This window comes from Hoeflea sp. Naph1, from assembly GCF_046837775.1.
GTDB lineage: Bacteria > Pseudomonadota > Alphaproteobacteria > Rhizobiales > Rhizobiaceae > Hoeflea.
In genome coordinates this window covers 986,764-1,010,241 of the sequence record NZ_CP177286.1, presented here as the reverse complement: position 1 = coordinate 1,010,241, position 23,478 = coordinate 986,764, and the positions used below count along the sequence as shown (strand labels likewise).

At 58.7% G+C, this 23,478-nt stretch carries 15 protein-coding genes; 6 read left to right on the top strand and 9 right to left on the bottom strand.

What is annotated here, in order from left to right:
• Nucleotides 1-161 precede the first annotated feature (161 nt).
• Together ACK6D9_RS04780 and ACK6D9_RS04775 are read right to left on the bottom strand one after the other, a co-directional pair.
• A complete protein-coding gene (locus ACK6D9_RS04780) occupies nucleotides 162-4,784 on the bottom strand; it encodes a VWA domain-containing protein (protein WP_412050835.1) in 4,623 nt (1,540 codons plus the stop codon).
• 2 nt (nucleotides 4,785-4,786) lie between these two features.
• A complete protein-coding gene (locus tag ACK6D9_RS04775) occupies nucleotides 4,787-6,820 on the bottom strand; it encodes a hypothetical protein (RefSeq protein ID WP_412050834.1) in 2,034 nt (677 codons plus the stop codon).
• A gap of 379 nt (nucleotides 6,821-7,199) precedes the next feature.
• On the opposite strand from ACK6D9_RS04775, the gene ACK6D9_RS04770 reads away from it, so the two are divergent.
• The gene (locus tag ACK6D9_RS04770) at nucleotides 7,200-8,267 is read left to right on the top strand and encodes a helix-turn-helix transcriptional regulator (RefSeq protein ID WP_412050833.1); all 1,068 of its coding nucleotides are present in this window, start codon (nucleotides 7,200-7,202) and stop codon (nucleotides 8,265-8,267) included.
• Between the two features lie 164 nt (nucleotides 8,268-8,431).
• Here the strand turns inward: ACK6D9_RS04770 and ACK6D9_RS04765 are convergent, their stop codons facing one another.
• The 3 genes from ACK6D9_RS04765 to ACK6D9_RS04755 form a co-directional block, all read right to left on the bottom strand.
• Nucleotides 8,432-9,136, bottom strand: a complete 705-nt coding sequence (locus tag ACK6D9_RS04765; protein ID WP_412050832.1) for a fumarylacetoacetate hydrolase family protein — start codon at nucleotides 9,134-9,136, stop codon at nucleotides 8,432-8,434.
• Nucleotides 9,133-9,399 carry a hypothetical protein gene (locus tag ACK6D9_RS04760; RefSeq protein WP_412050831.1) on the bottom strand — a complete coding sequence of 89 codons (267 nt, stop codon included), beginning with the start codon at nucleotides 9,397-9,399 and terminating at the stop codon, nucleotides 9,133-9,135. Before ACK6D9_RS04760 ends, ACK6D9_RS04765 begins: the two co-directional genes overlap by 4 nt.
• Before the next feature lie 545 nt (nucleotides 9,400-9,944).
• The gene (locus ACK6D9_RS04755) at nucleotides 9,945-10,946 is read right to left on the bottom strand and encodes an Ldh family oxidoreductase (protein WP_412051736.1); all 1,002 of its coding nucleotides are present in this window, start codon (nucleotides 10,944-10,946) and stop codon (nucleotides 9,945-9,947) included.
• A gap of 447 nt (nucleotides 10,947-11,393) precedes the next feature.
• On the opposite strand from ACK6D9_RS04755, the gene urtA reads away from it, so the two are divergent.
• The 5 genes from urtA to urtE all read left to right on the top strand — a co-directional run bounded on the left by urtA (nucleotide 11,394) and on the right by urtE (nucleotide 17,025).
• Nucleotides 11,394-12,689, top strand: coding sequence for an urea ABC transporter substrate-binding protein (urtA, locus tag ACK6D9_RS04750; protein WP_412050830.1), 1,296 nt, complete (start codon nucleotides 11,394-11,396; stop codon nucleotides 12,687-12,689).
• A gap of 112 nt (nucleotides 12,690-12,801) precedes the next feature.
• The gene (urtB, locus tag ACK6D9_RS04745) at nucleotides 12,802-14,418 is read left to right on the top strand and encodes an urea ABC transporter permease subunit UrtB (RefSeq protein WP_412050829.1); all 1,617 of its coding nucleotides are present in this window, start codon (nucleotides 12,802-12,804) and stop codon (nucleotides 14,416-14,418) included.
• The gene (gene urtC, locus ACK6D9_RS04740; RefSeq protein WP_412050828.1) at nucleotides 14,415-15,569 is read left to right on the top strand and encodes an urea ABC transporter permease subunit UrtC; all 1,155 of its coding nucleotides are present in this window, start codon (nucleotides 14,415-14,417) and stop codon (nucleotides 15,567-15,569) included. The genes urtB and urtC overlap by 4 nt, the downstream gene beginning before the upstream one ends.
• A 3-nt stretch (nucleotides 15,570-15,572) precedes the next feature.
• A complete protein-coding gene (urtD, locus tag ACK6D9_RS04735) occupies nucleotides 15,573-16,325 on the top strand; it encodes an urea ABC transporter ATP-binding protein UrtD (RefSeq protein WP_412050827.1) in 753 nt (250 codons plus the stop codon).
• 7 nt (nucleotides 16,326-16,332) lie between these two features.
• Entirely contained in the window at nucleotides 16,333-17,025 is a 693-nt protein-coding gene (gene urtE / locus ACK6D9_RS04730; protein WP_412050826.1) for an urea ABC transporter ATP-binding subunit UrtE, read from the top strand.
• Nucleotides 17,026-17,039: 14 nt separating this feature from the next.
• Here urtE and ACK6D9_RS04725 read toward each other — a convergent pair whose 3' ends face one another.
• The 4 genes from ACK6D9_RS04725 to ACK6D9_RS04710 all read right to left on the bottom strand — a co-directional run bounded on the left by ACK6D9_RS04725 (nucleotide 17,040) and on the right by ACK6D9_RS04710 (nucleotide 23,464).
• The gene (locus ACK6D9_RS04725; protein ID WP_412050825.1) at nucleotides 17,040-18,455 is read right to left on the bottom strand and encodes a phosphomannomutase; all 1,416 of its coding nucleotides are present in this window, start codon (nucleotides 18,453-18,455) and stop codon (nucleotides 17,040-17,042) included.
• 48 nt (nucleotides 18,456-18,503) lie between these two features.
• Nucleotides 18,504-20,750 carry an AGE family epimerase/isomerase gene (locus ACK6D9_RS04720; RefSeq protein ID WP_412050824.1) on the bottom strand — a complete coding sequence of 749 codons (2,247 nt, stop codon included), beginning with the start codon at nucleotides 20,748-20,750 and terminating at the stop codon, nucleotides 18,504-18,506.
• Nucleotides 20,751-21,001: 251 nt separating this feature from the next.
• Nucleotides 21,002-21,994 (bottom strand): NAD(P)H-dependent glycerol-3-phosphate dehydrogenase, encoded by a 993-nt coding sequence (locus tag ACK6D9_RS04715; protein WP_412050823.1) that lies wholly within the window; start codon nucleotides 21,992-21,994, stop codon nucleotides 21,002-21,004.
• A gap of 123 nt (nucleotides 21,995-22,117) precedes the next feature.
• Nucleotides 22,118-23,464 (bottom strand): FAD-binding protein, encoded by a 1,347-nt coding sequence (locus tag ACK6D9_RS04710; RefSeq protein WP_412050822.1) that lies wholly within the window; start codon nucleotides 23,462-23,464, stop codon nucleotides 22,118-22,120.
• Between the last annotated feature and the right edge of the window lie 14 nt (nucleotides 23,465-23,478).

The window sequence follows — 23,478 nt, the reverse complement described above, 5'->3', positions numbered from 1 at the left end:
AAGCTGGACTACTCAAGTGGGGCTGCTCACAATTTCGTCTCTTTCCATCGAGAAGTTTATGCCCGTCCTTCGATCCGAATTGTTCGCAGTCCAAATTGCCTCTGGTTGCAAATGGGGGATGTCTGTGAGCGGGCAATGGCCCGCTCACAGGAACTGAATTGCTAGTTCAGGCATATGCCGTTGAGCATGATGCGGCAGCGTTTTGTATCTTCAGCTGTACCAGCAGGTTCATCCCGATCGGGCTTGTTAGGGCGTCCGATCGAGACCGAGACACACCCCGCGCCTGGCACGCGTACAGATCCACGCGGGCAGGATTCTTGTTTCGGAGCTGGTCTGGAAGGTTTGGGCTTTGCAACGTCAAGCTTCACGCAACCCTTTCCGCCCTTCAACTCGTAACCCCTTACACAGCCGCATTGGGTTGCGCTCAATTTGGCAGAATGGCTGAACTTGCATTGGCAACTCTCGCCTTTCCTGACCGTTGTGCGGGCATCGCATTTCAAGGGCAGCGCAGGCATTTTAGGCAATTGCACACTGGCACAGGCCGCCGCAGCCTCTCCGTTCAAGCCAAGCGCTTCGAACACGTCACCCAGCGTCTCAGACGGCGGCAGGTTCAACTGCTCCCGCAACTGCACAAGACCCTTGCGCGTTTTGGGACCAATCGCGCCGTCAACCATGCCGACATCGATGCCGCGCTGGTTCATGATGGCCTGAACAAGAGCAAGCTGCTGACGCTCGTTATCGCCCTGTCCAAGAATTGCACAATTATCGAATGTGCCGCCCTTACGCAGGCCACGCACGATCACGGTGGAAACGATCGTGGACGATTGTCCCGGGGCAAGACGCAGATTGCCGCTCAGCCCGATGATGCCATCCCGCGTAGAGGTCAGATCCCAGTCCTCGCCCAGCAATTTGCCGGCGCGAAGGCCACCCTTGCCAAACTCATCGGTCATCACCACCGGTCCGGCAAACGGCTGCTCACCCTGATTGGTGATTTCAATGTCAAACGGGCATTCATAGGTCTGATTGCCGCGATCGACACGGCACTGGCCCGATGGTGATTTTTCGAGGAAAAGTTCTGGCATTGGCGATGGTTCAGGTGGGGTGTCAACCACTAGGCTCTTGTTGCTGGTAACCTCGAACGTCGTACAATCGCCCCAGGTTCCGTATATTCCACGCGCCGTTGTCGTGGGGCTTACTGCTGACCCGAAACCTGTTGGGGTGGGCGAATTTCCATCGGAAACAAAACAGTTTTTGTATGAGGTCCCGGGAGGCGGTGCGGTCATGGAGACCGTAAACGTCGCGGTTGCATTTGATGCCAGAACCAGATTGTCGGTGCAAGTGCGACCCTCAGCTGTCGTCGCCCACTGGGATGGGTAGGCACACACCACCGGCGATACATCATTGGTGATGGATGTAATGGTCGGTGCAATCACATCGCCGCCGGCAGTTGTCAGTTGATCACCAAAGAACACAGGGCCATCGTAACCCAGTGCTGGGCAGCTCTGTCTGACTTTGATCTCAAACTCGCAATCGGAGCCTTGTACACACGCCTCCCCAAAGGTCGGATATTTATCCACCAGCAATGAATTGGTGGTGCAGGTACCTTGAGTATAATCCTGCGTGTAAGCACAGTATTTCGCGCTGGACTCATCTCCCTCTACAACCGGACCCGCCGTCGGGTCCATGCTATTGGGGGTTGATTGAAGACTTCCGTCTACTGCAGTGACCTGAGCGTAATTGGTGCCATATCGCTCGGCGGTACATTGCCCTTCCGTTGGTTTCGCAATATCAACCTGGAAAGTCGCCGTTTCGGTTGCTCCCGCCGCAAGCGATGGGATCGTCCAACTGAAATTCTGCCCGGTAAAGGTGGCTGTGCCCGCACTCACCACATCATTGCCGGGATTGGTTAGATCCGCGGGAATTCGATCTCCCACAACAACTGACGTCATTGGGCTGGAGGTCGGGTTCTGAACCGTCAACGTGACAGGAATGCGCTTGGTCGCCGGATCGCCGCTGCTAAACCTGACGGTCCTGCTCTTGGTGCCTGCCATATACTTGTCCAAGAAAATATTCGGGCACATATCCCCAACGCTCTGCGCCAGATCTGTCTGAAGATTGGAGAAACTTGAACCTTGGGTATTTCCGCCAAGCAATGCATCCAAATACGTAGATACGAACATGCCGTTGGAATCCGAAGCTCCGACGCCAATTATTTTTACGCCCTTCGCATATATACTGTTTACCACCGGAATTGCTTCATTGGTTGCGCTGAGCCACGAGGCAGCGTTGTCCGGCAGGTTCACCGTGTTGCCACTGCCGTCCACATAAGCCGTTGGACGACCATCCGTAATGAAATACATGATCGTATCACGGCCGCCATTGGGCAGGATTGAATCCGCAGCAATCAGCGCTGCCTCCCAATTTGTGCCGCCACCGGCTGACATCCAATAGGAACTGGCAATTGCGTCAAGGCTGGCGGAGCTCATCGTAGTGGGAACTGTGGCACCAGAATCAAACTCGATCAAAGAGGCTTGCGATCCATTTCCGACCGCAATTTTGGCCATGTTTCTGACCGCCATCGACACTTTGCTAGCGCGTTGTGTGCTGTAATTGCCGCTGGCGTCCTCATTGAGTGATCCTGATTTATCAACGACAAAGATGAAGTCTGTCTCACAGGTTCCTGCCACTTCCGGCGGGGAATTGGGTTGATCAAAATCACCGCCAAGCAAGACGCAATCTGACTGCTGCGCCATGGTTGAGTGGGAGCCCGAGGCACAATTCATCAAGCCTTCCTGGTCTGAAGCTGGCATATCAACTGTGAACGTTGCCGTATTTGGCGGGCTATAGCTGGAAATCGTATTGTGAGTAATTGTGCAAGACATGCTGGCATCGTCGCATGCCGTGCCATCTGGCCCAACGATGCTCATACCGCTCGTGTCGTCCACATTGAGGGTGTCGTTGATGGTCAAAGCTCCGTCAAACGGAACACCATTTGTTGTGACGACGATCGTGCATTGCAGGCCAGCGTCGCTGTCGTCACAGGTTTTTTCGATCGTATAGGCTGGGATGTCCGTCACAACTTCGTCAGTCGGATCATCGGTTTCCGGCTTGTCAACTGTCACGCAGCTTTGATTGTTGAACGCATGCGCATCATGCAGATTTGCGGATTCTTCGGTACCGACAATCGCGCAGTTTTCGAAAGCGCCGAAAGGTCCTTCTCCGGTTGCCGTCACGGCAATGCTGATCGGCGACAGAACTTGCCCTGCACCAACCGGTCCGGCTCCCGTGTAAGTGCAAACGACTGAATCACCGGCGTTGGCGGGCAGACTATCGCAGGTCCAATCCGTACCAGTGGCAGTATCAAAGACCATGCCGTCGGGCACAATATCTGTGACCTGGATTGAACCGGCATCTCCAATCTCGTCCCCGAGGTTGGAGACCGTGATTTCAAAGGAATAGTAAGGTGCCTCCGGCGCCGGACTTGTGGCGCCGGTTTTCGCAACGGCAAGGTCATAGCCATTGTGGCCGCATTCGATGTCTTCGGGAATGGTGATTTCGATTTCGCCATTGCAGCAGATGCTCATGCCGGTTTCAGACGACAGATCTAAAGTGGAACCGGAAACCATAAGCTTGATTGTATCGCCAGGATTTGCACCGACGAGCGTGAACTGCGCCTGGCCGTTTCTAACCGGGACAACATGTGTCGACGATGAAAGTGTGATGCCAGTCGTAAGCGAATCCACTTCGACATAGGCAGGCAATTCGCCGCCTGCCCCGAGCGGATCAATCGTCACAACAAAAGTGCCGGGTTCGCTGCCGCAGGCAATGGTCGGATCGCCCGACAAGCAGGATGCTTGTGTTGGCGGCGGTGGAGGCGCTTCGCAGCTTTCTCCTTGCGCTTCGCCAAGATTGACCATCTTGCTGACGCTGGTTTCACCGGCGCCGGAAGCTGACGCGCTGCCCATGACAGCCGTATTGGTCACCGGACCACAGGTGGTCACTTCGGCCTGGTAGCAAATTTCTGGATTTTTATCTGCAGCATACCCAACCTGGATATCAATTGCCGCAGGTGACCCCGCACCAGGGATAAAGGCGATTGCAAGTGGCTCCGACCCGGTGCCGATAGCGACAGGCATCGGGTAGTCTGTAGAGCTGCTGTTAATGTCAAGCGTTACAGGAGATCCGTTCCCCTTTGTAATTGTCAGCGTTCCTGCTGCGCCGCCTGTCAGTATGTTTATTCTGTCCCAGACAAATTTATCGGGATCAGGGGCGCCATTGCAAAAAAGTGTATCAATTGGCGGCGTGTTAGAGACCTCGCTGTCAACAACGATCGGCGTAGTGCCATCGCCGGGAGCCGGTGCAGCCAAACCGGACACGGTTAAGCTGACATAATTTCGCGGCCCTATCTGCGGGTTGATATATGTTTCCATATTGCCGGAAGAATAGGGCGTTGCTCCAAAGGTCCAGCCGGGGGCCGCAGTGGTTGGTGCCACATAAGTCTGGCTGGGCGACAGCGTGTCGACAATTTTCACGGGCCCGGAAAAATCGACGTCGTTGCCAGTGTAGCTCAACACATACTTGACGGTATCGCCAACACTGACGGGCCCGGTCCATGGCGTGCCGTTCGGTTTGTAGGCGTTTTTTTCGAAGCTCCAAGGATTTGCGGATTCAGTATCCTGCGCACTTAGACCTGTCGGCGCCAAACCCGCCAACGCACACATGGCGCCAAGAGTGAAAATTTTTGCAGACCGGAAGAACGACGCTCTTTCAAAGAAATTTCTCATGATCATTCTCCTGCCTTTTCGCATGCTTCAGCGGGAACGCTGGCAGCAATTGTTGCCTTGCAGCAGGTGAATGGGCCGCCCTTTTGGGATTCGGCCTCGTCAAAAATACAAACATCAGTGCTGATCAGCTGACCCGAAGCTCCGCCCGACAAAGTCAGACGGATACCGGGGACGGAATAGCTCATCAATGGCCCGCCCACGACACTCACACCGGGGGAGCTGGCAACAATTTTCACCTTGTCAGCAATCTGGTTCGGCTCGGCGCGCAATATGCCGTCATAGATCCAAGTGCCGGTCTTCACGTCGCAGAAGAATTGCCCGGTCATCGCAGCGCATTGCGGAGCGGTTGGCAGTGGTGACGGCGGTGGCAGAGTGTCGTCACCTGTACCATCGTCGGTGTACGGTAAATCACTCACATAAAACGGGCCTTCGGGCCAGCCACCTGCAACAGCGTCGCCATCACACCCGGTGCGGAGAATTTCAACGTCGCCGACCCACCCGGTGGTGTTTGTATCGCTGTAGGGTGTCGGTCTGCCGTCTTCATCAACCAGATCAGTGTTGAACTGATCATTGTCGAACATGTAACTCGCCCATGGAGGGGAATTGTTGAATTTCTCATATTGCTTGACTGGCCGGATCGGCATGCCCTGAAGGCCATCGATCACCAGTGAGCCACCCAGAAGCAGCGTTTCCTGCAGCAGCTTGTTGTCACGCAGGTTTTCACCCGTCGTCCATAGCGAGGCTTCGCAAGACGTTGTGTCGAGATAGCCCTGGCTGTCGTAACCATAGCTCAGCGCCACGCCACCATTGGTCGAGCGCTCCTGCCCGTTGAAGCCAACAGCATATTCTTCCGGTTCGGCGATCCACCTGCTTGGCGTATCGGGATCATCCTGAGGCGTTTCTAGCCAGAAACGCAGCAGGCGCGACTTTCCGTGATCGGCGAAATTGGCATAGTCATAGGTTGATTTGACGTCGCCGCGCTGCGCCAGAACCATCGCGCCAGACTGCGTAAACAGCATATCTGTCACAGGTAGTTTCTTCGGCCTTTCGGGAACATCGAGCTCCCACCGTGCGCTGTCCAGAAACGCGCCGGTTTTTTCCTCAAAACCAACAGACCAGATCTGGCTTTCGCCAACGACAGAATAATAAAGCCGGCCGTTGCGGAACGCCAATGCGTAAACGCGGCGATCCTCGTCGGCAAAGCCCCAGGTCTCGGAATCTTCTGGATCAAAATCCGCGCTGTCGAAATCCGGCGCATTTGACGCGTCAAACGGCAAGGGTGATTTTTCAAGTGATGCGCGGCCTGTGACGCCGTGATCGAAGGTCTCGATTTCCACGCCGTCCATATCGAGGCGGTGGATCAGTCCGGTCGACAGATCCGATACGAACAATTGCTTGAATTCAGGCACATAGGTGATGTTGCCAAGTCCGGCGCCAGAATTGTCTTCACCATTGTGCTTGATGTTGGCGAAAAGCGTTATCTTGCCGGATTTTCCATCAACCTTCCAGATCGAACCGGGACCACCCTGACTCGGTTTCGTATCAGTCTCGTCAGCCGTCCCCCACATGCCGTCCATCCAGTCGGCGCCAGGCTCACCAACCTTTATGCGCTCGGGCCGTCCATCGTCGTCGGCATCAGGCATGACGCGGTACAGGCCATAAGCCGACGACGCCGCCAGATAGACATTCGGGAACCGGTCATCGTCGATCGCAACTCCGAAAACCTGGCCGACATCGCGCGCCTTTATGTCGAAATAGGCATCGGCATACCAGGTCCGTCCATCCCAGATGTAGCCCGGCGCAGCCAGACTGTTGATCCGGGCGGATATGCCCTCAAGGTCAATGAATGTTTCGTCGAGAACCTGGGACGCTGCGAGTGGCGGCTCTTCCTTCTCCGGCTCCACAACTCCGGAAAACCCGGTCACGACTGCATCACCAGCTATCAACAGACCTGTTTCCTGCGCCTGAGCCCCCGGCAACGACGCGGCAAGAATAAGGATCAATGTCCCGGTAGCGGCAAGAATGCGGTTCAACATGGTGTGCGCCCAATCCAAATCTATCAACAACTGCGGCACAACCGAGTGCGCTGCTGGCTCCGCATCAAGGGTTGAGAGTGCGGATCACGTATTGGGGTATTGCAGGAGAAAGCCTAACTGAATTGCCATATGGTAGTCAGCCGGTTCTATTTTTTTGAATTTTCATTGGCCATTTCCGGCGGCGCTTTTGCTCCAAGAGCAAAAAGCAGGCGAAATCCATCGCTGAGGCGAGATCTGACAAGCGGCTGACAAGGCGAATTGTCACAGATTTATCTGTTCATGTTGCATTCAAAATCAAATAGTTACTCATGCCGGGTGCCACCATGAGATATCTGGTATATCTCATGAATTCCAATCCAACCAATTGCTCGGGACGCCTATGGAAACCGCTTGGAACCGCCTGGACGATGCGCTCAATCTGGCAACAGAAGACGCCCAGCATTGGGAAGATGTTTGCAATGAAGTCGTTGATATTTTCGGCGCTGAAGGTGCGATTCTCGTTCCCACGGACCCATCCTTTCGCGGCGTGTGGATGTCATGCTCCAGCAAGCTGAAAATGACCCTTGGGGAATATATTGAAGGCGGTTGGCACCTGCGCGACCCGCGCGAAAAAGTGACCCCGTTGATGCTCAAGAAAGGCTATTCGACCGATGATGACATCTTCCCTGATCGGGCAGCCAAGGCTGAGATGCCCTTCTACAAAGACTTTCTTTGCAAGCACAATTTTGGCGTTCTGACTGCCGTTCGCATTCTGACACCCAATGGCTACTGGGGGTTGATGCTGCATTTTGCCAATGACCATCCGCCGATCTCACAAACAGAAATGGCGCTGATCGAGAAAATACGCCCGATTCTGGAAAGGGCGGTCGCCAAGGCTGATGAAATTGCCCACAGGCGGATATCCGCATTTGCCCAGTTCTTCAAAGGCACGAAATCCAAGGTCTATGTCCTCGACGTTGATGGCGAACAATGTTTCAACATGGACAATGACGGGAACCTGGGCAATCAGGTCCGTGTTTCGGAATTGCTGCCAAAGCAAATGAGCCGCGATTTGAACGATGAAATCAGGGACGTTTGCGCAAGCGATCCGGAAATCTCACTCAGCAAGTCGTTTCAATTCAGGGAGAATGATCAAAACACCAGTGTTTTGATCATCCAGATCCCACCCAGCCTGAGGCACTATTTCATGGTCTTCAAAGTCTGCGTCATTACCACTGAATGCAGCAACATGAATGCCTTGAAGCAGAAGCACCTGCGTGACAACTATCAGCTTTCAGAGTCCGAAATCACCACCGTGGATTTGCTGTCAGCCGGCAAAACACCGAACATGATTGCGGATCTGATGAGCCTGAAAGCGACCAGTATCCGGCAGCGGTTGAAAGTCATCTATCAGAAGACAAACGTGAACAGCCAGGTCGAGCTGGTCGCCTTTTACGGAAAGTTGTAGTTAGACGCGCCGCAGGAACTATTCCATTCGTTGAAACTCCTACGCCGTAAGAATCAATCCTGTCGTACTCAGGAATACATTCGTCCTGCCACAACACTACATCGTCCTCACCGGCGATCTCTTCTCGAACGGGAATATGGGGTCGAGATGAGCCTTGTGCTCCGTCAGACGACGCGGATCTCAAGATCGCCAACACCGTCGATATGTCCTTTGAGGACATCGCCTCGGTTGACTGGGCCAACACCGGAAGGCGTTCCCGACAAAATAATATCGCCAGGCATCAACGTGAACAGGCCCGAAAGGTAGGAGATCATTTCCGGTACTTTCCATATCATCTGATTTAGATCTCCGGTCTGCTTGCGTTCGCCGTTAACGTCCAGCCAGATGGCGCCCTGGGAAGGATGACCGGATGCCGTAGCGGGAACGATTGGCGTGCATGGTGCAGCCCCCTCAAACGCCTTGCCGACTTCCCAGGGGCGACCCATCTTCTTGGCCTCCCCCTGAAGGTCACGCCGGGTCATATCCAGGGCGACCCCATATCCATAAATGCAATCGAGTGCCTTCTCGAGGGCTATATCCTTGCCCCCGCTTTTAAGGGCCACCAGCATTTCGATCTCGTAGTGAACGTCATTCGTCGCAGGAGGATAGGAAAACCTTTCGCCGCTATTCAGATTGTCAGGGTTCTTCTGAAAGAAAAACGGCGGTTCCTTATCGGGATCATGACCCATTTCAACTGCGTGCGCGGCATAGTTCCGCCCCACGCAATAAACCCGGTGAACGGGGTACATGTTATCGGTGCCAGCCACTGGAATAGCCGGAATTTCTGTCGGTTCGATAACGTAGTTCTCGGCTACACTACACATTTTCATTGTCTTTCTCCTGCATAGAATTCGACTTTGGATTCGACCTTTTCGATCAACTCGGCCACCAGCAAGGCGAATGCGAAAAGGATGATGGTAAGGGCCCAGAATTCGGCCATGCGGAAATTCCGCGAGAAGGTTTCAACGGTTCGGGCACCGACGTTGTTACCTTCTGCAAAGTGATAATACGCATTCAGGCTCCCCTGCCCTCTGTTTGCCCAGAGTGCAGGCGCTGGAAAACACATTGGATTGACCATAGCCGCGATATCCACCACGATATTCCACGATCTCAACAAAGCCCCTGCCCGTAGCTCGGTGAATAGAGCTCGAAATACTCCCCACGGTCACCCTTCGATCTGCCGGAACGATTCTGCACCTTGGCCACCTGGCTTTCAATTGTACCCTACGGAATGATTGCGTTCAGCTTCTCAAGGCACCGTTGACCCGCGCTCAACTGCTCGTAACGCTCATCGAAATTAGAAACCCTAGCTGTCCTCGCCTCATCCGCTCGAACTACCAAAAGCCGGGAGGTGTTTCGAGGCCTCCAATCCGCTCACGGCGCCAATTTCTTTGGTGACACGTAAATCAACCCGGCGGTGGCAAGAACTCCAGCAACGAGTGCCAGGGTAAATGATAAAGTTGGCCCTAACGATTCCAGCAGAACCGCAAGCACTAACGTGAAAGCACCAGGGCTGGTTACCCCAAACCCGCAAAGTCAGAATTGCCATATCCGGGCCCACCCGAGACACAGTTCACCAGCGTATGATATTGCCATTTTCAAAAACAACTCCCGCATCGAGTAATGCAACAATCGCCTTTAGCCGTCACAAAGCTGGGTAAGCTCCACAAGAAGTTCACTCGATATCAAGAGACCATCTGATTGCGAGCGCTTGCTGGCCGTTCGTCTGCGTTGAGATGGCAAGCGGGCACCCTGTCCGACAATTTCCTGAAAAAGCCCCTCGGCCGCATCGACCGACACACCGAAGCGGTCTGGATCAATGGCTATAATCAGCTCGCCGTGTACAAGACCCTTGTTCTCGGTATTGTTCACCTGCCCCGTCTGATGGCTTAGAAGATCGCCAATCATGGGACCGGCCAGAAGCTCCACCATGATCGAAATGGCCGACCCTTTATGTTTGCCGAACGGCAGCAGAGCGCCCGACATGGCCCTTTCGGCGTCAGTCGTTGGGTTGCCCTCATTGTCGATCGCCCATTCTGGCGGGAGTGTCTCACCTCTGCGGCGGCGAATCTCTACCTCGCCGCGCGCCGCGGCGCTGGTGGCAAAATCGAAGGTGTAGGGCTCACCACCCGGACGCGGCCACGAGAACGCCATTGGGTTGGTGCCCAACAGCGGCTTGATTCCGCCATAAGGCGCAACAAATGGCATCGTAGGTGACATGGCGAGTGCCACGAGCCCCAATTCCGAGATCAGTTCGACCTCCCACCAAAGTGCTGAATAATGAAATGAGTTGTTTATGGCGAGCGCAGCAATCCCGTTTGCCTTGGCTTTTTCCGAAAGCAACCCCAGGCCTTTCTTGAAGGCCAGCAATGAATTCCCGCCACCGGCGTCAACCTTAACGACGCTTGCGGCATGGTCTGTAACAACAGGGACGGCAGTTAGATTGACCAACCCTGCATTGGCCACTTTGGTGCAGTCAATCAGGCGATACAGACCATGGGAGTGGCACTCCTGAGCCTGCGCTTCGACCATGTTCTCGATCATGATTGAAGCATGATCATCCGAATATCCCGCTCTTGCCAGAATTTTGGTGGCCAACTCTACTCCGCGCTCACGCGAAATGCGCTGGAAGGAGCTCATTTCATTCATTTAACAGTCCTCGAATTTTGTCATGAAACGACGGTCCCGGTGTCCAGGCCAGACATCCGAAACCTATCTTTGTGTTCCCTGCAAACCTGCAATGGTCTGGCGGATTAGTGCGTCTGTCCCATCAGTTGAAAGACTGGGGCATCAGCCACTTTTACAATTAGACATGAACATCTTGGCAATGCCCTGCAGTCCCCTGTCTGATGTGGCTCCGCCAACAGGTCGATATTCGGGCAATTTCTGTTTTTGACTATTTTTTAATCTTTCGAGTTGGTCGACAGCCGTAACCAGTCGCGCTTGCGGCGGTCGCCGCTATGGTCACATCGAGCGGATTCGGTCAACAATTACATATACCTACGCAGCGCGATACCAGCCGAAAGGGAATCTGGCACACACATTGCGTTGCTTTCGTCGGTGCAACTGCAACTGACGGAGACTTTCATGACGAAATTTACTCGCCGGGCCATGCTGCTCGCTTCGGCCGCAACTTTGGCAACTGCAATCAGCCTGCCCGCCGCATTCGCGGCCGATGAGACGATCAAGGTCGGCATCCTGCATTCGCTGTCGGGCACGATGGCGATTTCGGAATCGACCCTCAAGGACGCCATGCTGATGCTGATCGAGGAGCAGAACGCCAAGGGCGGCCTGCTCGGCAAGCAACTGGAAGCCGTCGTCGTCGACCCGGCCTCCGACTGGCCGCTGTTTGCGGAAAAGGCCCGCGAGCTGATCTCGGCTGACAAGGTATCGGCCGTGTTCGGCTGCTGGACCTCGGTGTCGCGCAAATCGGTGCTGCCGGTATTCAAGGAACTCAACAACGTTCTGTTCTACCCGGTTCAGTATGAGGGCGAGGAGAGCGAGCGCAACGTGTTCTACACCGGCGCCGCGCCGAACCAGCAGGCCATTCCCGCCGTCGATTACCTGATGGAAGAAGAAGAAGTCGAACGCTGGGTGCTGGCGGGAACCGACTATGTGTATCCGCGCACGACCAACAAGATCCTCGAAGCCTACCTCAAATCCAAGGGCGTGGCTGAAGAGGACATCATGATCAACTATACGCCGTTCGGCCATTCCGACTGGCAGACGATCGTCTCCGACATCAAGAGCTTCGGCTCGGCCGGCAAGAAGACCGCCGTTGTCTCCACCGTCAATGGCGACGCCAATGTGCCGTTTTACAAGGAACTCGGCAATCAGGGCGTGAAGGCCTCCGACATTCCGGTCGTGGCATTCTCGGTCGGCGAGGAAGAACTGGCCGGCTTCGATACCGCGCCGCTGGTCGGCCACCTGGCTGCCTGGAACTATTTCCAGTCGGTCGATGCGCCGGAAAATGCGGCGTTCATCGAAAAGTGGAAAGCCTTCACCAGCGCCGAGCGCGTTACCAACGATCCGATGGAAGCCCATTACATCGGCTTCAACATGTGGATCAAGGCGGTCGAGAAGGCCGGCTCCACCGATCCTGATGCGGTCATTGACGCCATCGTCGGCGTCGAGGTCCCGAACCTGACCGGCGGCATGTCGGAAATGCTGGCCAACCACCACATCACCAAGCCGGTGCTGATCGGTGAAATCCAGGCCGACGGCCAGTTCGAGGTGGTTTCGCGGACCGACGATCTGGTGCCCGGTGATGCATGGTCCGACTACCTGCCGGAATCGGCGGTGCTGAAGGCAGACTGGGTCGACCTGAAATGCGGCAACTACAACACCGAAACCGAGACCTGCGTCGGCACGGTCAGCAACTAAGAACGACTGCGGCCGCCTGCCCCCCCCGCGGGCGGCCGTACCCCTTGGACGCGGCAACGGACATCACCGGCCCAACCCTGTCGCCACCCCATTCCCGGAAAATCATCACACCATGCTGCGCACCCTTTTTCTGATCACCACCATGTTGCTGACGCTTGTGGCCAAGGCCGGCGCGCAAGCCCCCTCGCTTGAGGACATCATCGCCGCCTTCGCCGAAGCCAAGAAATTCAGCCAGGTCGAAGCCGTCATCGAGCGCCTTGCTGCGACCGGCGATCCGCGCGCCGCTCTGGCATTGCGCAGCCTTTCAGATGGCACGTTGATGGCCCGCACCACCGACGGCCGGGTGCTGGTGGTCGAGGGTGAGGCTCCGAACCTTGTGCTGCGCGACGCCGTAAGCGGCGAAGCGCTCACGGACGGCCCCGTCGAGGCGTCCGGTTTGAAGAAAATCAAGATCAAGAATTCGCTCCGGCGCAAGATTGCTGCGGCACTTTCGGGGCTGACACTGAAGGCCAAATCCGCCGATGTGCGCCGGACTGCCGCCCGGACGATCTTCGAGCAATCGGATGCCTCCGCGCTTGAAGCGCTCGATGAAGCGCTGCAAACCGAAACCGATGCCAATGTGCGCTCAACCTTCATTGAAGCACGCGCCTCGGCGGTGCTTGCCACCGATGCTCCGCTTGCTGAAAAATCCCAAGCCATCGACATCATTGCAGCCCGGGGCGACCGCGCGGCACTGGCGCTGCTGTCGGCCTATGCCAATGCTGCCGATGGCGAATTGAAGACAAAACTCGACGCCGGCATTGCCAAGGTCGAGGAAAGCCTCGCCGCCTGGTCGGCAGCGCAGAACATCTGGTACGGGATTTCGCTCGGATCGGTGCTGCTCCTGGCCGCCATCGGCCTTGCCATCACCTTCGGCGTCATGGGGGTGATCAACATGGCCCATGGCGAGATGGTGATGCTGGGCGCCTACACCACCTTCGCCGTGCAGGAAGTGTTCCGCACCACCGCGCCGGGACTGTTTGACTATTCGCTGCTGGTTGCCGTTCCGCTGGCCTTTCTTGTCAGCGGCACCATCGGCGTGATCATGGAGCGCGGGCTGATCCGGTTTCTCTACGGCCGGCCACTGGAGACATTGCTCGCCACCTGGGGCGTGTCGTTGATCCTGCAGCAGAGCGTGCGCACCCTGTTCGGGCCCACCAACCACGAAGTTGGCAATCCCTCGTGGATGTCCGGCGCCTTCGAGATCGGGCAGATGTCGATCACCTGGAACCGGTTGTGGATCGTGGTGTTCGCCGCGGTAGTGTTTGCTGCGCTCTATCTGATCATCAACCGCTCGGCACTGGGGCTGGAAATGCGGGCCGTGACCCAGAACCGGCGAATGGCTGGCGCGATGGGGATCAAGACCTCGTGGGTCGACGCCATGACCTTCGGGCTCGGCTCCGGCATTGCCGGCATTGCCGGCGTGGCGCTGTCGCAGATCGACAATGTCTCGCCCAACCTGGGCCAGAGCTACATCATCGATTCCTTCCTGGTCGTGGTCTTTGGCGGCGTCGGCAATCTGTGGGGAACCCTGGTCGGCGCCATGACGCTCGGCATCGCCAACAAGTTTCTCGAGCCCTATACCGGCGCCGTGCTCGGCAAGATCCTGGTTCTCGTCCTCATCATCCTGTTCATCCAGAAACGACCGCGCGGGCTGTTCGCGCTCAAGGGAAGGGCGGTGGAGACATGAGCACGCAGGTGCACCCCGCCCTGATTGGCCGTGGCACGTGGATCGCGGTGACCCTGATCGGCCTCGCCGCCGTGCTGATCGTGCTTGCCAACCTTGCGACCGCGCCGGGCTCGCCGTTGCACGTGCCAAACCATATTGTCGCGCTCATGGGCAAATTCCTGTGTTACGCGATGCTTGCGGTTTCACTCAATCTGGTCTGGGGTTATTGCGGCATTCTCTCGCTCGGTCATGGCGCGTTTTTCGCACTCGGCGGCTACGCCATGGGCATGTATCTGATGCGCCAGATCGGCACCCGTGGCGTCTATGGTCACCCGGTGCTGCCCGATTTCATGGTGTTTCTGGACTACCAGCAACTGCCGTGGTTCTGGACCGGCTTTGACCAGTTCTGGTTTGCCGCGCTGATGGTGATGGCTGTGCCCGGCCTGCTCGCCTTCATCTTCGGCTGGTTTGCCTTCCGGTCGCGGGTCTCCGGCGTCTATCTGTCGATCATCACCCAGGCCATGACCTATGCGCTGCTGCTGGCGTTTTTCCGCAACGACATGGGGTTTGGTGGCAATAATGGGCTGACCGACTTCAAGGACATTCTCGGCTTCGACATCCAGGCGCGCGAGACCCGTGCTGCTCTGTTTGGCCTCAGCGCGCTGTTCCTGAGCCTGTTCCTGATGCTGGTGGCAGCGATTTCGGCGTCGCGTTTCGGCAAGGTGCTGGTAGCGATCCGCGACGCGGAAAGCCGGACCCGGTTCCTGGGGTTCAGACCGGAAAACATCAAGCTGTTCATCTGGACCCTGTCGGCAATGATGGCCGGAATCGCCGGTGCGCTTTACGTGCCGCAGGTCGGCATCATCAACCCGGGCGAGTTCGCCCCGGCCAACTCGATCGAGATTGTCATCTGGACCGCAGTCGGCGGGCGCGGCACCATCGTCGGCCCGGCCATCGGCGCGTTCCTGGTCAATGGCGGCAAGAGCTGGTTTACCGGCTTGCTGCCGGAATACTGGCTGTTCGTGCTCGGCGCGCTGTTCGTGCTGACCACCTTGTTCCTGCCCAAGGGGCTGGTCGGTACGCTGTCTCAATGGGCGCGGCAGCGGCGGCAGAGCAGACCAAGCCAGGGCGCTGCGCCCTTGCCCGCCCCCCAACCCCAAGCAGCGGAGTAGGCCATGACCGCGCGGCTGACGTCCTCGATGCTTTATCTCGACAATGTCTCGGTCAGTTTTGACGGATTCCGGGCGATCAATGAATTGTCGCTGGCCGTCGGCCCCGGCGAGATGCGGGCCATCATCGGTCCCAATGGCGCAGGCAAGACCACGATGATGGACATCATCACCGGCAAGACCCGTCCCGATGAAGGCACCGTGTTTTTCGACGGCAAGATCGATCTGACCAAGCATGATGAATCGTCGATCGCCACCATGGGCATCGGCCGCAAGTTCCAGAAACCGACGGTGTTCGAAAACCACTCGGTGGAAACCAACCTGCTTTTGGCCATGTCCGGCGGGCTCAGGATCAAGGGACTGCTGTTTGGTTCCCGCAATACCGACGAAAGCGAGCGCATTGACAGCATTCTCACGACCATCCGGCTCGAAGCCCGCCGGCACGAACTGGCCGAGAACCTGTCACACGGGCAGAAGCAATGGCTGGAAATCGGCATGCTGCTGGCCCAGGACCCGAAACTGCTGCTGGTCGACGAGCCGGTTGCTGGCATGACCGATGCGGAAACCGCCGAAACCGCGCGGCTGTTGCGCGAAATCGCCCAGACCCACACGGTGATCGTCGTCGAGCACGACATGGACTTCATTCGCGACCTCGGCGTCAAGGTCACCTGCCTGCACGAGGGCTCGGTGCTGGCCGAAGGGTCGCTCGATCACGTCAGCGCCGACCAGCGCGTTGTCGATGTCTATCTGGGGAGGTGAACGACAGATGTTGCAGATCGAAAATGCCGGACTTCATTATGGCGCCGCCGAAGCGCTGAGGGGTGTCAGCCTGGAGATTGCCAGCGACAGGATCACCTGCATTCTGGGACGCAACGGCGTCGGCAAGACCAGCCTGCTGCGATCGCTGATCGGGCACCATCCGCTGAGCTTCGGTGACATACGGTTTGATGGAGAGACCTTCACCACCAGGAAAGTCTACGACCGCGCCCGCGCCGGGATCGGATTCGTGCCGCAGGGCCGCGAGATCTTTCCACTCTTGACGGTCAAGGAAAACCTGCAGACCGGGTTTTCAGCGCTACCGCGCGGCAAGAAAACCATACCCGACGAGGTTTTCGAGTTGTTTCCGGTGCTCAAGGAAATGCTCGGGCGGCGTGGCGGTGACCTTTCCGGCGGTCAGCAGCAGCAACTGGCAATCGGCCGGGCGCTGGTGATCCGTCCCAAGCTTTTGGTGCTTGACGAACCCACCGAGGGCATTCAGCCCTCGGTGATCAAGGATATCGGCCGGGCGCTGACGGTGCTGCGCAACAAGGGCATCGCCATTTTGCTGGTCGAGCAATATCTCGATTTCTGCCGCGAGATCGGTGACCACATCTACATCATGGATCGGGGCAAGGTGGTCCATTCAGGGGCACCAGAGACCCTCGACGACCCGGAAATCCGCAAGCATCTGACCGTATGAGCGCTCTTGGCGCGTCAGCCGCCGGTGCTGTTGCGAACCTGCTCCCTTACCTGTGCGATCAGCGCCCGCGCTCTGGTTTCACTCGTCGCCTCGCTGTAGATCCGCATTTCCGGTGCGTTGCCGGAGGGGCGGAGGTGGACGATATCGCCGTTTTGGAGCGTGATCCTGAGACCATCTGTGCGGTCGGTATGCGCTATAGGCCCGAGCGCTGAGAAAAAGCTCGCGCAGACCTGTTCATCGCCTGATAGTCGCGCGACCAGCGCCTGGCTGACATCGGTGGGAAAATTCTCGATCCGGTCGCTGATGGCAACCGGCAGTTCGAGCCCAGCCACGTGGGCCGAGACGCTTTGGCCGACGGCACGCGCGGCAGCCAGGGCGCAGAGGAGCGGCAAGACGCTGTCGCGGGTCGGCAGCGGCGCCAGATCAGCGGCCCCCGCGCGGGTGCGGTTGCCGGTGAGCACGCCGCCATTGGCTTCAAAGCCGATCACCCGGGCCTTGCTGCCGCGCAGAGCTTCAGCCATTGCGGCGATGACATAGGGCGAGCCCACTTTTGTGCGGTGAACCTCGGCCCGGCAGCGCTGCTCGATGCCGGAATTGGAGGTGACCGGCGTGATAACGGCGTCGGCATCGAGATAACGGGCAACAATCAGCCCCAGCGCGTCGCCGCGCAGCACTGTGCCGGTCTCGTCAACCAGCAAGGGCCGGTCGCCATCGCCATCGGCAGACACCAGCGCATCGAGCCTTTCGGACTTGACCCAGCTCGCTGCCAGCCTGTGGGTTTCTTCCGACACCGCCTCGGTATCGACCGGGATGAACGCCTCGGACCGGCCAAGCCTGATCACCGTGGCGCCCGCCTGTTCGAGCACCGTCGCAAGGACCTCGCGGGCGGCAGAACTTTGTTCATACACCCCGACACGCAGCCCCTCGAAGATCCCCTCCGGCACGAAACCGCGATAGCGCGCGATAAAGCCTTGCGTGGCGGCTCCGGAATCCGTATCGAGCAGGCCTGCTTCTGGCAGCGGCCCGACCAGCTCGGGCGCAAGCCGCGAGATCGCCGCCTCGTCATCCTTATCGATCTCGCCATCGGGCCGATAGAACTTGACGCCATTGCGATCGTCGGGAATGTGCGAGCCGGTGACCATCAGCGCGGCAGCGCCCTGGCTCATCGCGTAAAGCGCCAGCGCAGGCGTCGGGATGACGCCGCAATCAACCGGGTGGAGATCTTCGGCAATCAGGGCTGCGGCGCATTGCGCGGCAATTTCCGGGCTTGATGCGCGCATGTCCTGACCGAGGTAAATTGGTGCGCCTGAGGCCGCCATCCCGGTCTGCCGCAAGTGCCGGGCAAAGGCCCGCGCATGGGCCGCGGCGGTTCCGTCGGTGAGGTCGCCGACAAGGCCGCGCAGACCGCTGGTGCCAAATTTCGCCGCCATTTGCTACTCCCTGGATGTCGCGTTGATGCCGGCCGTCCTGCCGACGGCTCAGCCCAGCATTTCTTCGTGCCGGAGATACTCCACCAGCGCACAGAACACATGGTAGAATGTGCTGGTCGGCATATCCTTGGATATCACCCGCCCGTTGGGGTCGATCTGATCGTACCAGCCACCGGCCACAGGTGTGATCAGGTAGCGGTTGAAGATCACGTCGAGCATCCGGATGAACAACGTCTCATCGCCGGGCAAGCCTTCGGCGCGGCTTAAAAGCCCGGCCTTCAGCGCTTCGGTCTGGCACCACAGCCGCGCGGTGCCTACCATCGCGGAGCCGTCCGGCGCCATCGAATCGCACACCGCGTCAGTCCCTCGGGCATGGCCGAAGGCGTGGCTGGTGGCATAAAGCTTGCGGCAATATTCCTTGAGTTGCGGCTGATCGGCAAACCGCGCCTGGCGCAGCAGCAGCCACACCCATTCGTAATGATGTCCGGGCTCGATGCGGGACGGCTTGTCGGCGCGCACCGACCAGTCGCGCTCGAAATGTTCGGTGACGCTCCAGCTCTCAGGATTGAAGAACACTGTGGTGAACAGGTCCACCGCAGTCTGGGCGCGATCGAGAAATGCAGTTTCGCCAGTGACTTCATACCAGGCCTGCATTGCCTCAAGATAATGCATGTGCGGGTTGGCACGGCGGTAATCGAGCCGCAGGCTCGATTCATAAAACCCGCCATGGGCGTGATCGACAAGGTGATCGTCCATATAGGTAATCGTGCGTTCCGCCCATTCCCGCGCTTCGGGCCATTTGGTGGCCTTCCACAGCCAGGCCAGCGCCAGTAGCACGAAACACTGGTCGTAGGTGTCGCGCTGCGGATCCTTGACGCTGCCGTCGGCGTTCCAGATATGAATCCAGCCACCATCGGGATGCCAGCCGGTCTCCACCAGCGTATTAAAGCAATGGCGCAGCACCTCGCGCGCGTCACCATCCCAGCCGAGCAGTTCTGCATTGGCGAAACAATAGATCTGCCTGGCCAGCACCCGGAGCCGCTTGTAGCCGAGTTCGGCGGGCGCACCCTCGTGGCTGAGCGCTTCATGCACGCCGCCATGCACGCGGTCGACGCCGACACCGGCCCAAAGCGGCAGCGCGGTGTCGAACAGCCATTTGCGGATCACCCGCGGCGAGGGAACCCGTCGGCCTGAATGGGCCACAGCCAGCGGCGGCCATTCGCCAGATTGCTTGACCTGGCCGGCAATGTCCTTGACCAGATGCGCCTTGTCGCGGTGAACGATCAGCAGCGCGTCGGGCTGGGAAACGACGATGATGTTGTCGAGCCCCGCTACCGCCAACAGCCGGTCTTCCGAGCGCAGGTAGCTGTTGTGAACATCGATCGCCAGCACATCACCGAACTTGGCATTGCCGGCCTCGTCGAGCGGCGAGCCGTCGTGCAACTGGTTCCAGGACCCGAGATCGTTCCAGTCAAACGACGCGGCAACCACGCTGATGCGGCTGGCGTTTTCCATCACCGCATAATCGATCGAGATCTTGGGGCTGGCGGCGAAGGCGGCGCTGTCGAGCCGGTAGCATTTGCCGGCAATTTCGGCGCGCTCGACTGCCTGTCGGGCCTGGGCCCAGACCTCGGGCTGCTGGCGGTCGAGTTCGGCGCCCATTTCGCCGGCGCGGAACATGAAGATGCCGGCATTCCAGAAGAACCGTCCGGAGCGCAGAAAGGTCTCTGCCGTTTCCAGATCCGGCTTTTCGCGAAACCGCGAGACATCATAGACCGGGCCATCGCCGTCGCCGCGCTCGATATAGCCATATTGTGTTTCGGGTCGGGTCGGCGCGATGCCGATGGTCATGATGCCGCCGCGCGCGGCCAACGCCTCGGCACCGGTGCGGACAACATCAAAAAACGCTGCCACATCGGAAATCTGGTGATCGGACGGCAGCACTAGCACCATCCGCTCCGGGTCGGTTTCGGCCAGATCGGCAATCGCGGCGGCAATCGCCGGTGCAGTATCGCGGATCAGCGGCTCGAGCACATAGCGCTCGACCTCGACGCTGCTGGTTTCACCCTGTTCGACCAGCAGCGATTCAAAGCCGACGCCACCGACAACCCGGGTCGGCAGGTAGCGCAGACCCTCGCCCCTGTGGTCGACACGCTCGAGCGTATTGGTCAGCAGGGTCTTGTCGTTGACGAGGCGATGGAACTGTTTGGGCTTGGAATCGCGCGACATCGGCCATAGCCGGGAACCGGCGCCGCCGCACAGAATGACGGGCGTGATGGTGTGACTTGTGCCCATAAAATGCTCCGCTTGGCGCGGCCTTTCGGCGGTTGGTCTACAGTGCGGCAGATCCATCTGGATGCGCAAAGCACGCTGTAATTGCTTGAATCAATGCGTGCACGTTATCATTCAAATGAATTCTTCCGAACGCGGCATGAATTGGTTGGTGTCATTTGACACGGAAAAAGTGAAAATTCCTCTCATGCCCGAGCGGAATCAACGAAATAATCCACCTCTCCCCGCTGCCGGCGGCAACGGCAGGCCGTGCTTCAACCAAGCTCCCTATTGCTTTCAGCCTTGATCGGGCGCGCCATCAGTGCGGTGCGCGCCTCGGCTGCCGACATCTTGCCCGACAACACCAGCCCCGCGGTCTGCATGACCGGGCAGGCAATGCCGTGATCCTCGGCGATCCGATTGGCAATCGAGACGGTGTGCACCCCCTCGGCAAGCTTCAGGTCGGAGACATCCCGGCCGCTGCCGACGGCAATGCCATAGGCAAAATTGCGCGACAGTTCCGACGAGCAGGTGAGCACCAGATCGCCCAGTCCCGAGAGCCCCATCAGCGTGTCTGCACGCGCGCCCATGGCCACGCCAAGCCGCACCAGTTCGGCATAGCCGCGTGTGATCAGCGCTGCTTCTGCGCTGGCGCCCATGCCGCCGCCGCGGCAGATGCCGACGGCGATCGCCATCACGTTCTTGAGCGATCCGCCAATCTGCACACCGGTAACATCGTCGGAGGCGTAGATCCGCACCGCGCCCCCTGACAGCGACCGCGCCAGTTGCTGCGCGGCTTCAAGATCGGGCATGGCGAGGGTTACCGCCGTGGGCAGGCCACGCACCACATCGGCAGCAAAACTCGGACCGGAAAGAACGCCAACCGGGTGATGCGGCAGTTGCGCGGCAATCAATTCGCTCTGCATCTGGCCGGTGCGATTGTCGATGCCCTTGGCGCAAGCAATCAGCACCGCTTTGTCGGGAACCAGTGCCGAAATTCGGGCGGCCAGATCCCCGGTAGACTGGGCGGGGGCAACCACAAGCACGATTTCGGCGTCGGCCAGCACCGCACCCAGGTCCGTACTGGCCTTGAGGGCCGCAGGCAGGCGTGCCTCGCCGAGATAGGCGCGGTTGGTGTGGTGGCTGGATATTTCCTCGCAGACCGCTCTGTTGCGGCCCCAAAGGCGCACCGGGTGGCCCTGGCCGACAAATGCGGCGGCCAGCGCGGTTCCCCAGGCACCGGTGCCGAGAATGGAGATGCGGGGCATGATGGGCTGACCTTTGGTTCGCTCTTGCGCCTGAGCCTGTCCGGCTTCGGGCCTTTGTCACCCTTCAGATACTGAGCGGCGGTGAGGGTTGCAAGCCTGATGGTGAGCATCCACAGCCGTGGCTCAGTGCCGGGCGGCTGTGGGCATGCCGCTGGTTGCCGTCTGATCGCGTTCCAGCGCCATCGCGGTGCGGCGCCACAGGTCCGACATCAGTGCCGGATCGCGCATGGCTTCCAGTTCCCGCCAGTTCGGAAACGAGGCGGCGAACATTTCCGACCCCATGCGCTGATCCTTGTAGGGATTGAGCGCCCCGCCCGCTTTCAGCACGATCGCATCAAGCGCATTGAGCATTTTCAGCGTGCTGTCGCCGCTGTTGGCGAAATCAAGCGTCAGCGTAAATCCCGGCCGTGGGAACGAAAGTAGCCCCGGGGATGGAACATCGCCAAAGCGCTTGAGCACCGTCAGGAACGAAGCGGCACCATGAGCCTGCGCACATTCGATGAGCGCGATGGTGGTCTCTCGGCCGGTCTCAAAGGGATAGACGCTCTGATGCTGGAACAGGCCGCGCGGCCCGTAAAGACGATTCCAGCCGGTAATCGCGTCAAGCGGATGGAAATAGGAAGCCCAGGGGACAATTGCTGTCTCCGGTGTTTTCGGGGCACGGGCGTAATAGAGCGCGTTAAAGGCTTTCAGCGTCAGCCGGTTGAGCAGATTGACCGGCGGCGAAAACGGCACCGCCAGCCGCGGCGCGGAGGGTGCGCGAGCCGGACCACCGTGCTCTGCATGATCGCCGGCCATCAGCGCGCCGCGTCCCAGACTGCCGCCGCGCGCCAGCTGATCAATCCAGGCGACGGAATATTCATGACGCGCATCAATCTCGTCGATCGCGTCGAAATAGCCGTCAATCGAGGTGAACCGAAACGCGGTCTGCCGGACATTGGCCGAGGGCACCGGCATCAGTCGGATGGTGGCGGCCTCGATGACGCCGGTCAGCCCCATCCCGCCGATGGTCGCGGCAAACAAGGACTGGTTGTCTGAAGTCGAGCAGAGCGTGCGGCTACCGTCGCTTGAAAGCAGGGTGAAGGACAGCACCGAGCGGCCAAATGTGCCGCGGCGGTGATGGTTCTTGCCATGCACATCATTGGCAATGGCGCCGCCGAGCGTCACCTGCGCGGTTCCCGGCGTGACTTCGAGAAAATAGCCCTGCGGCATGACCAGCGCGAGAATATCCGACAACAGCACGCCGGCATCAGCCGTCAGCACGCCGGTCTCGGGATCGAACGCACGAATGGCCGCACCCGGACGCATGGTGATCAACCGGCCCCGGTCATTGTGGCAACTGTCGCCATAGGAGCGACCATTGCCGAACGGCAGCAGGCCATCGGCCTGAGAACCGGCCAGATCCGTGAGATTGGCGGTGCCGCGGTGCCGCCGCGTGACCCGGCCCCAACTGTTGTGCTGCGCACTCATTTCGATCCCACCGT

What these genes read in the sequence shown, in the direction of transcription:
- ACK6D9_RS04780 (WP_412050835.1), bottom strand. Translation starts at nt 4,784, where the DNA reads ATGAGAAATTTCTTTGAAAGAGCGTCGTTCTTCCGGTCTGCAAAAATT.
- ACK6D9_RS04775 (WP_412050834.1), bottom strand. Translation starts at nt 6,820, where the DNA reads ATGTTGAACCGCATTCTTGCCGCTACCGGGACATTGATCCTTATTCTT.
- ACK6D9_RS04770 (WP_412050833.1), top strand. Translation starts at nt 7,200, where the DNA reads ATGGAAACCGCTTGGAACCGCCTGGACGATGCGCTCAATCTGGCAACA.
- ACK6D9_RS04765 (WP_412050832.1), bottom strand. Translation starts at nt 9,136, where the DNA reads ATGAAAATGTGTAGTGTAGCCGAGAACTACGTTATCGAACCGACAGAA.
- ACK6D9_RS04755 (WP_412051736.1), bottom strand. Translation starts at nt 10,946, where the DNA reads ATGAGCTCCTTCCAGCGCATTTCGCGTGAGCGCGGAGTAGAGTTGGCC.
- urtA (WP_412050830.1), top strand. Translation starts at nt 11,394, where the DNA reads ATGACGAAATTTACTCGCCGGGCCATGCTGCTCGCTTCGGCCGCAACT.
- urtB (WP_412050829.1), top strand. Translation starts at nt 12,802, where the DNA reads ATGCTGCGCACCCTTTTTCTGATCACCACCATGTTGCTGACGCTTGTG.
- urtC (WP_412050828.1), top strand. Translation starts at nt 14,415, where the DNA reads ATGAGCACGCAGGTGCACCCCGCCCTGATTGGCCGTGGCACGTGGATC.
- urtD (WP_412050827.1), top strand. Translation starts at nt 15,573, where the DNA reads ATGACCGCGCGGCTGACGTCCTCGATGCTTTATCTCGACAATGTCTCG.
- urtE (WP_412050826.1), top strand. Translation starts at nt 16,333, where the DNA reads ATGTTGCAGATCGAAAATGCCGGACTTCATTATGGCGCCGCCGAAGCG.
- ACK6D9_RS04725 (WP_412050825.1), bottom strand. Translation starts at nt 18,455, where the DNA reads ATGGCGGCGAAATTTGGCACCAGCGGTCTGCGCGGCCTTGTCGGCGAC.
- ACK6D9_RS04720 (WP_412050824.1), bottom strand. Translation starts at nt 20,750, where the DNA reads ATGGGCACAAGTCACACCATCACGCCCGTCATTCTGTGCGGCGGCGCC.
- ACK6D9_RS04715 (WP_412050823.1), bottom strand. Translation starts at nt 21,994, where the DNA reads ATGCCCCGCATCTCCATTCTCGGCACCGGTGCCTGGGGAACCGCGCTG.
- ACK6D9_RS04710 (WP_412050822.1), bottom strand. Translation starts at nt 23,464, where the DNA reads ATGAGTGCGCAGCACAACAGTTGGGGCCGGGTCACGCGGCGGCACCGC.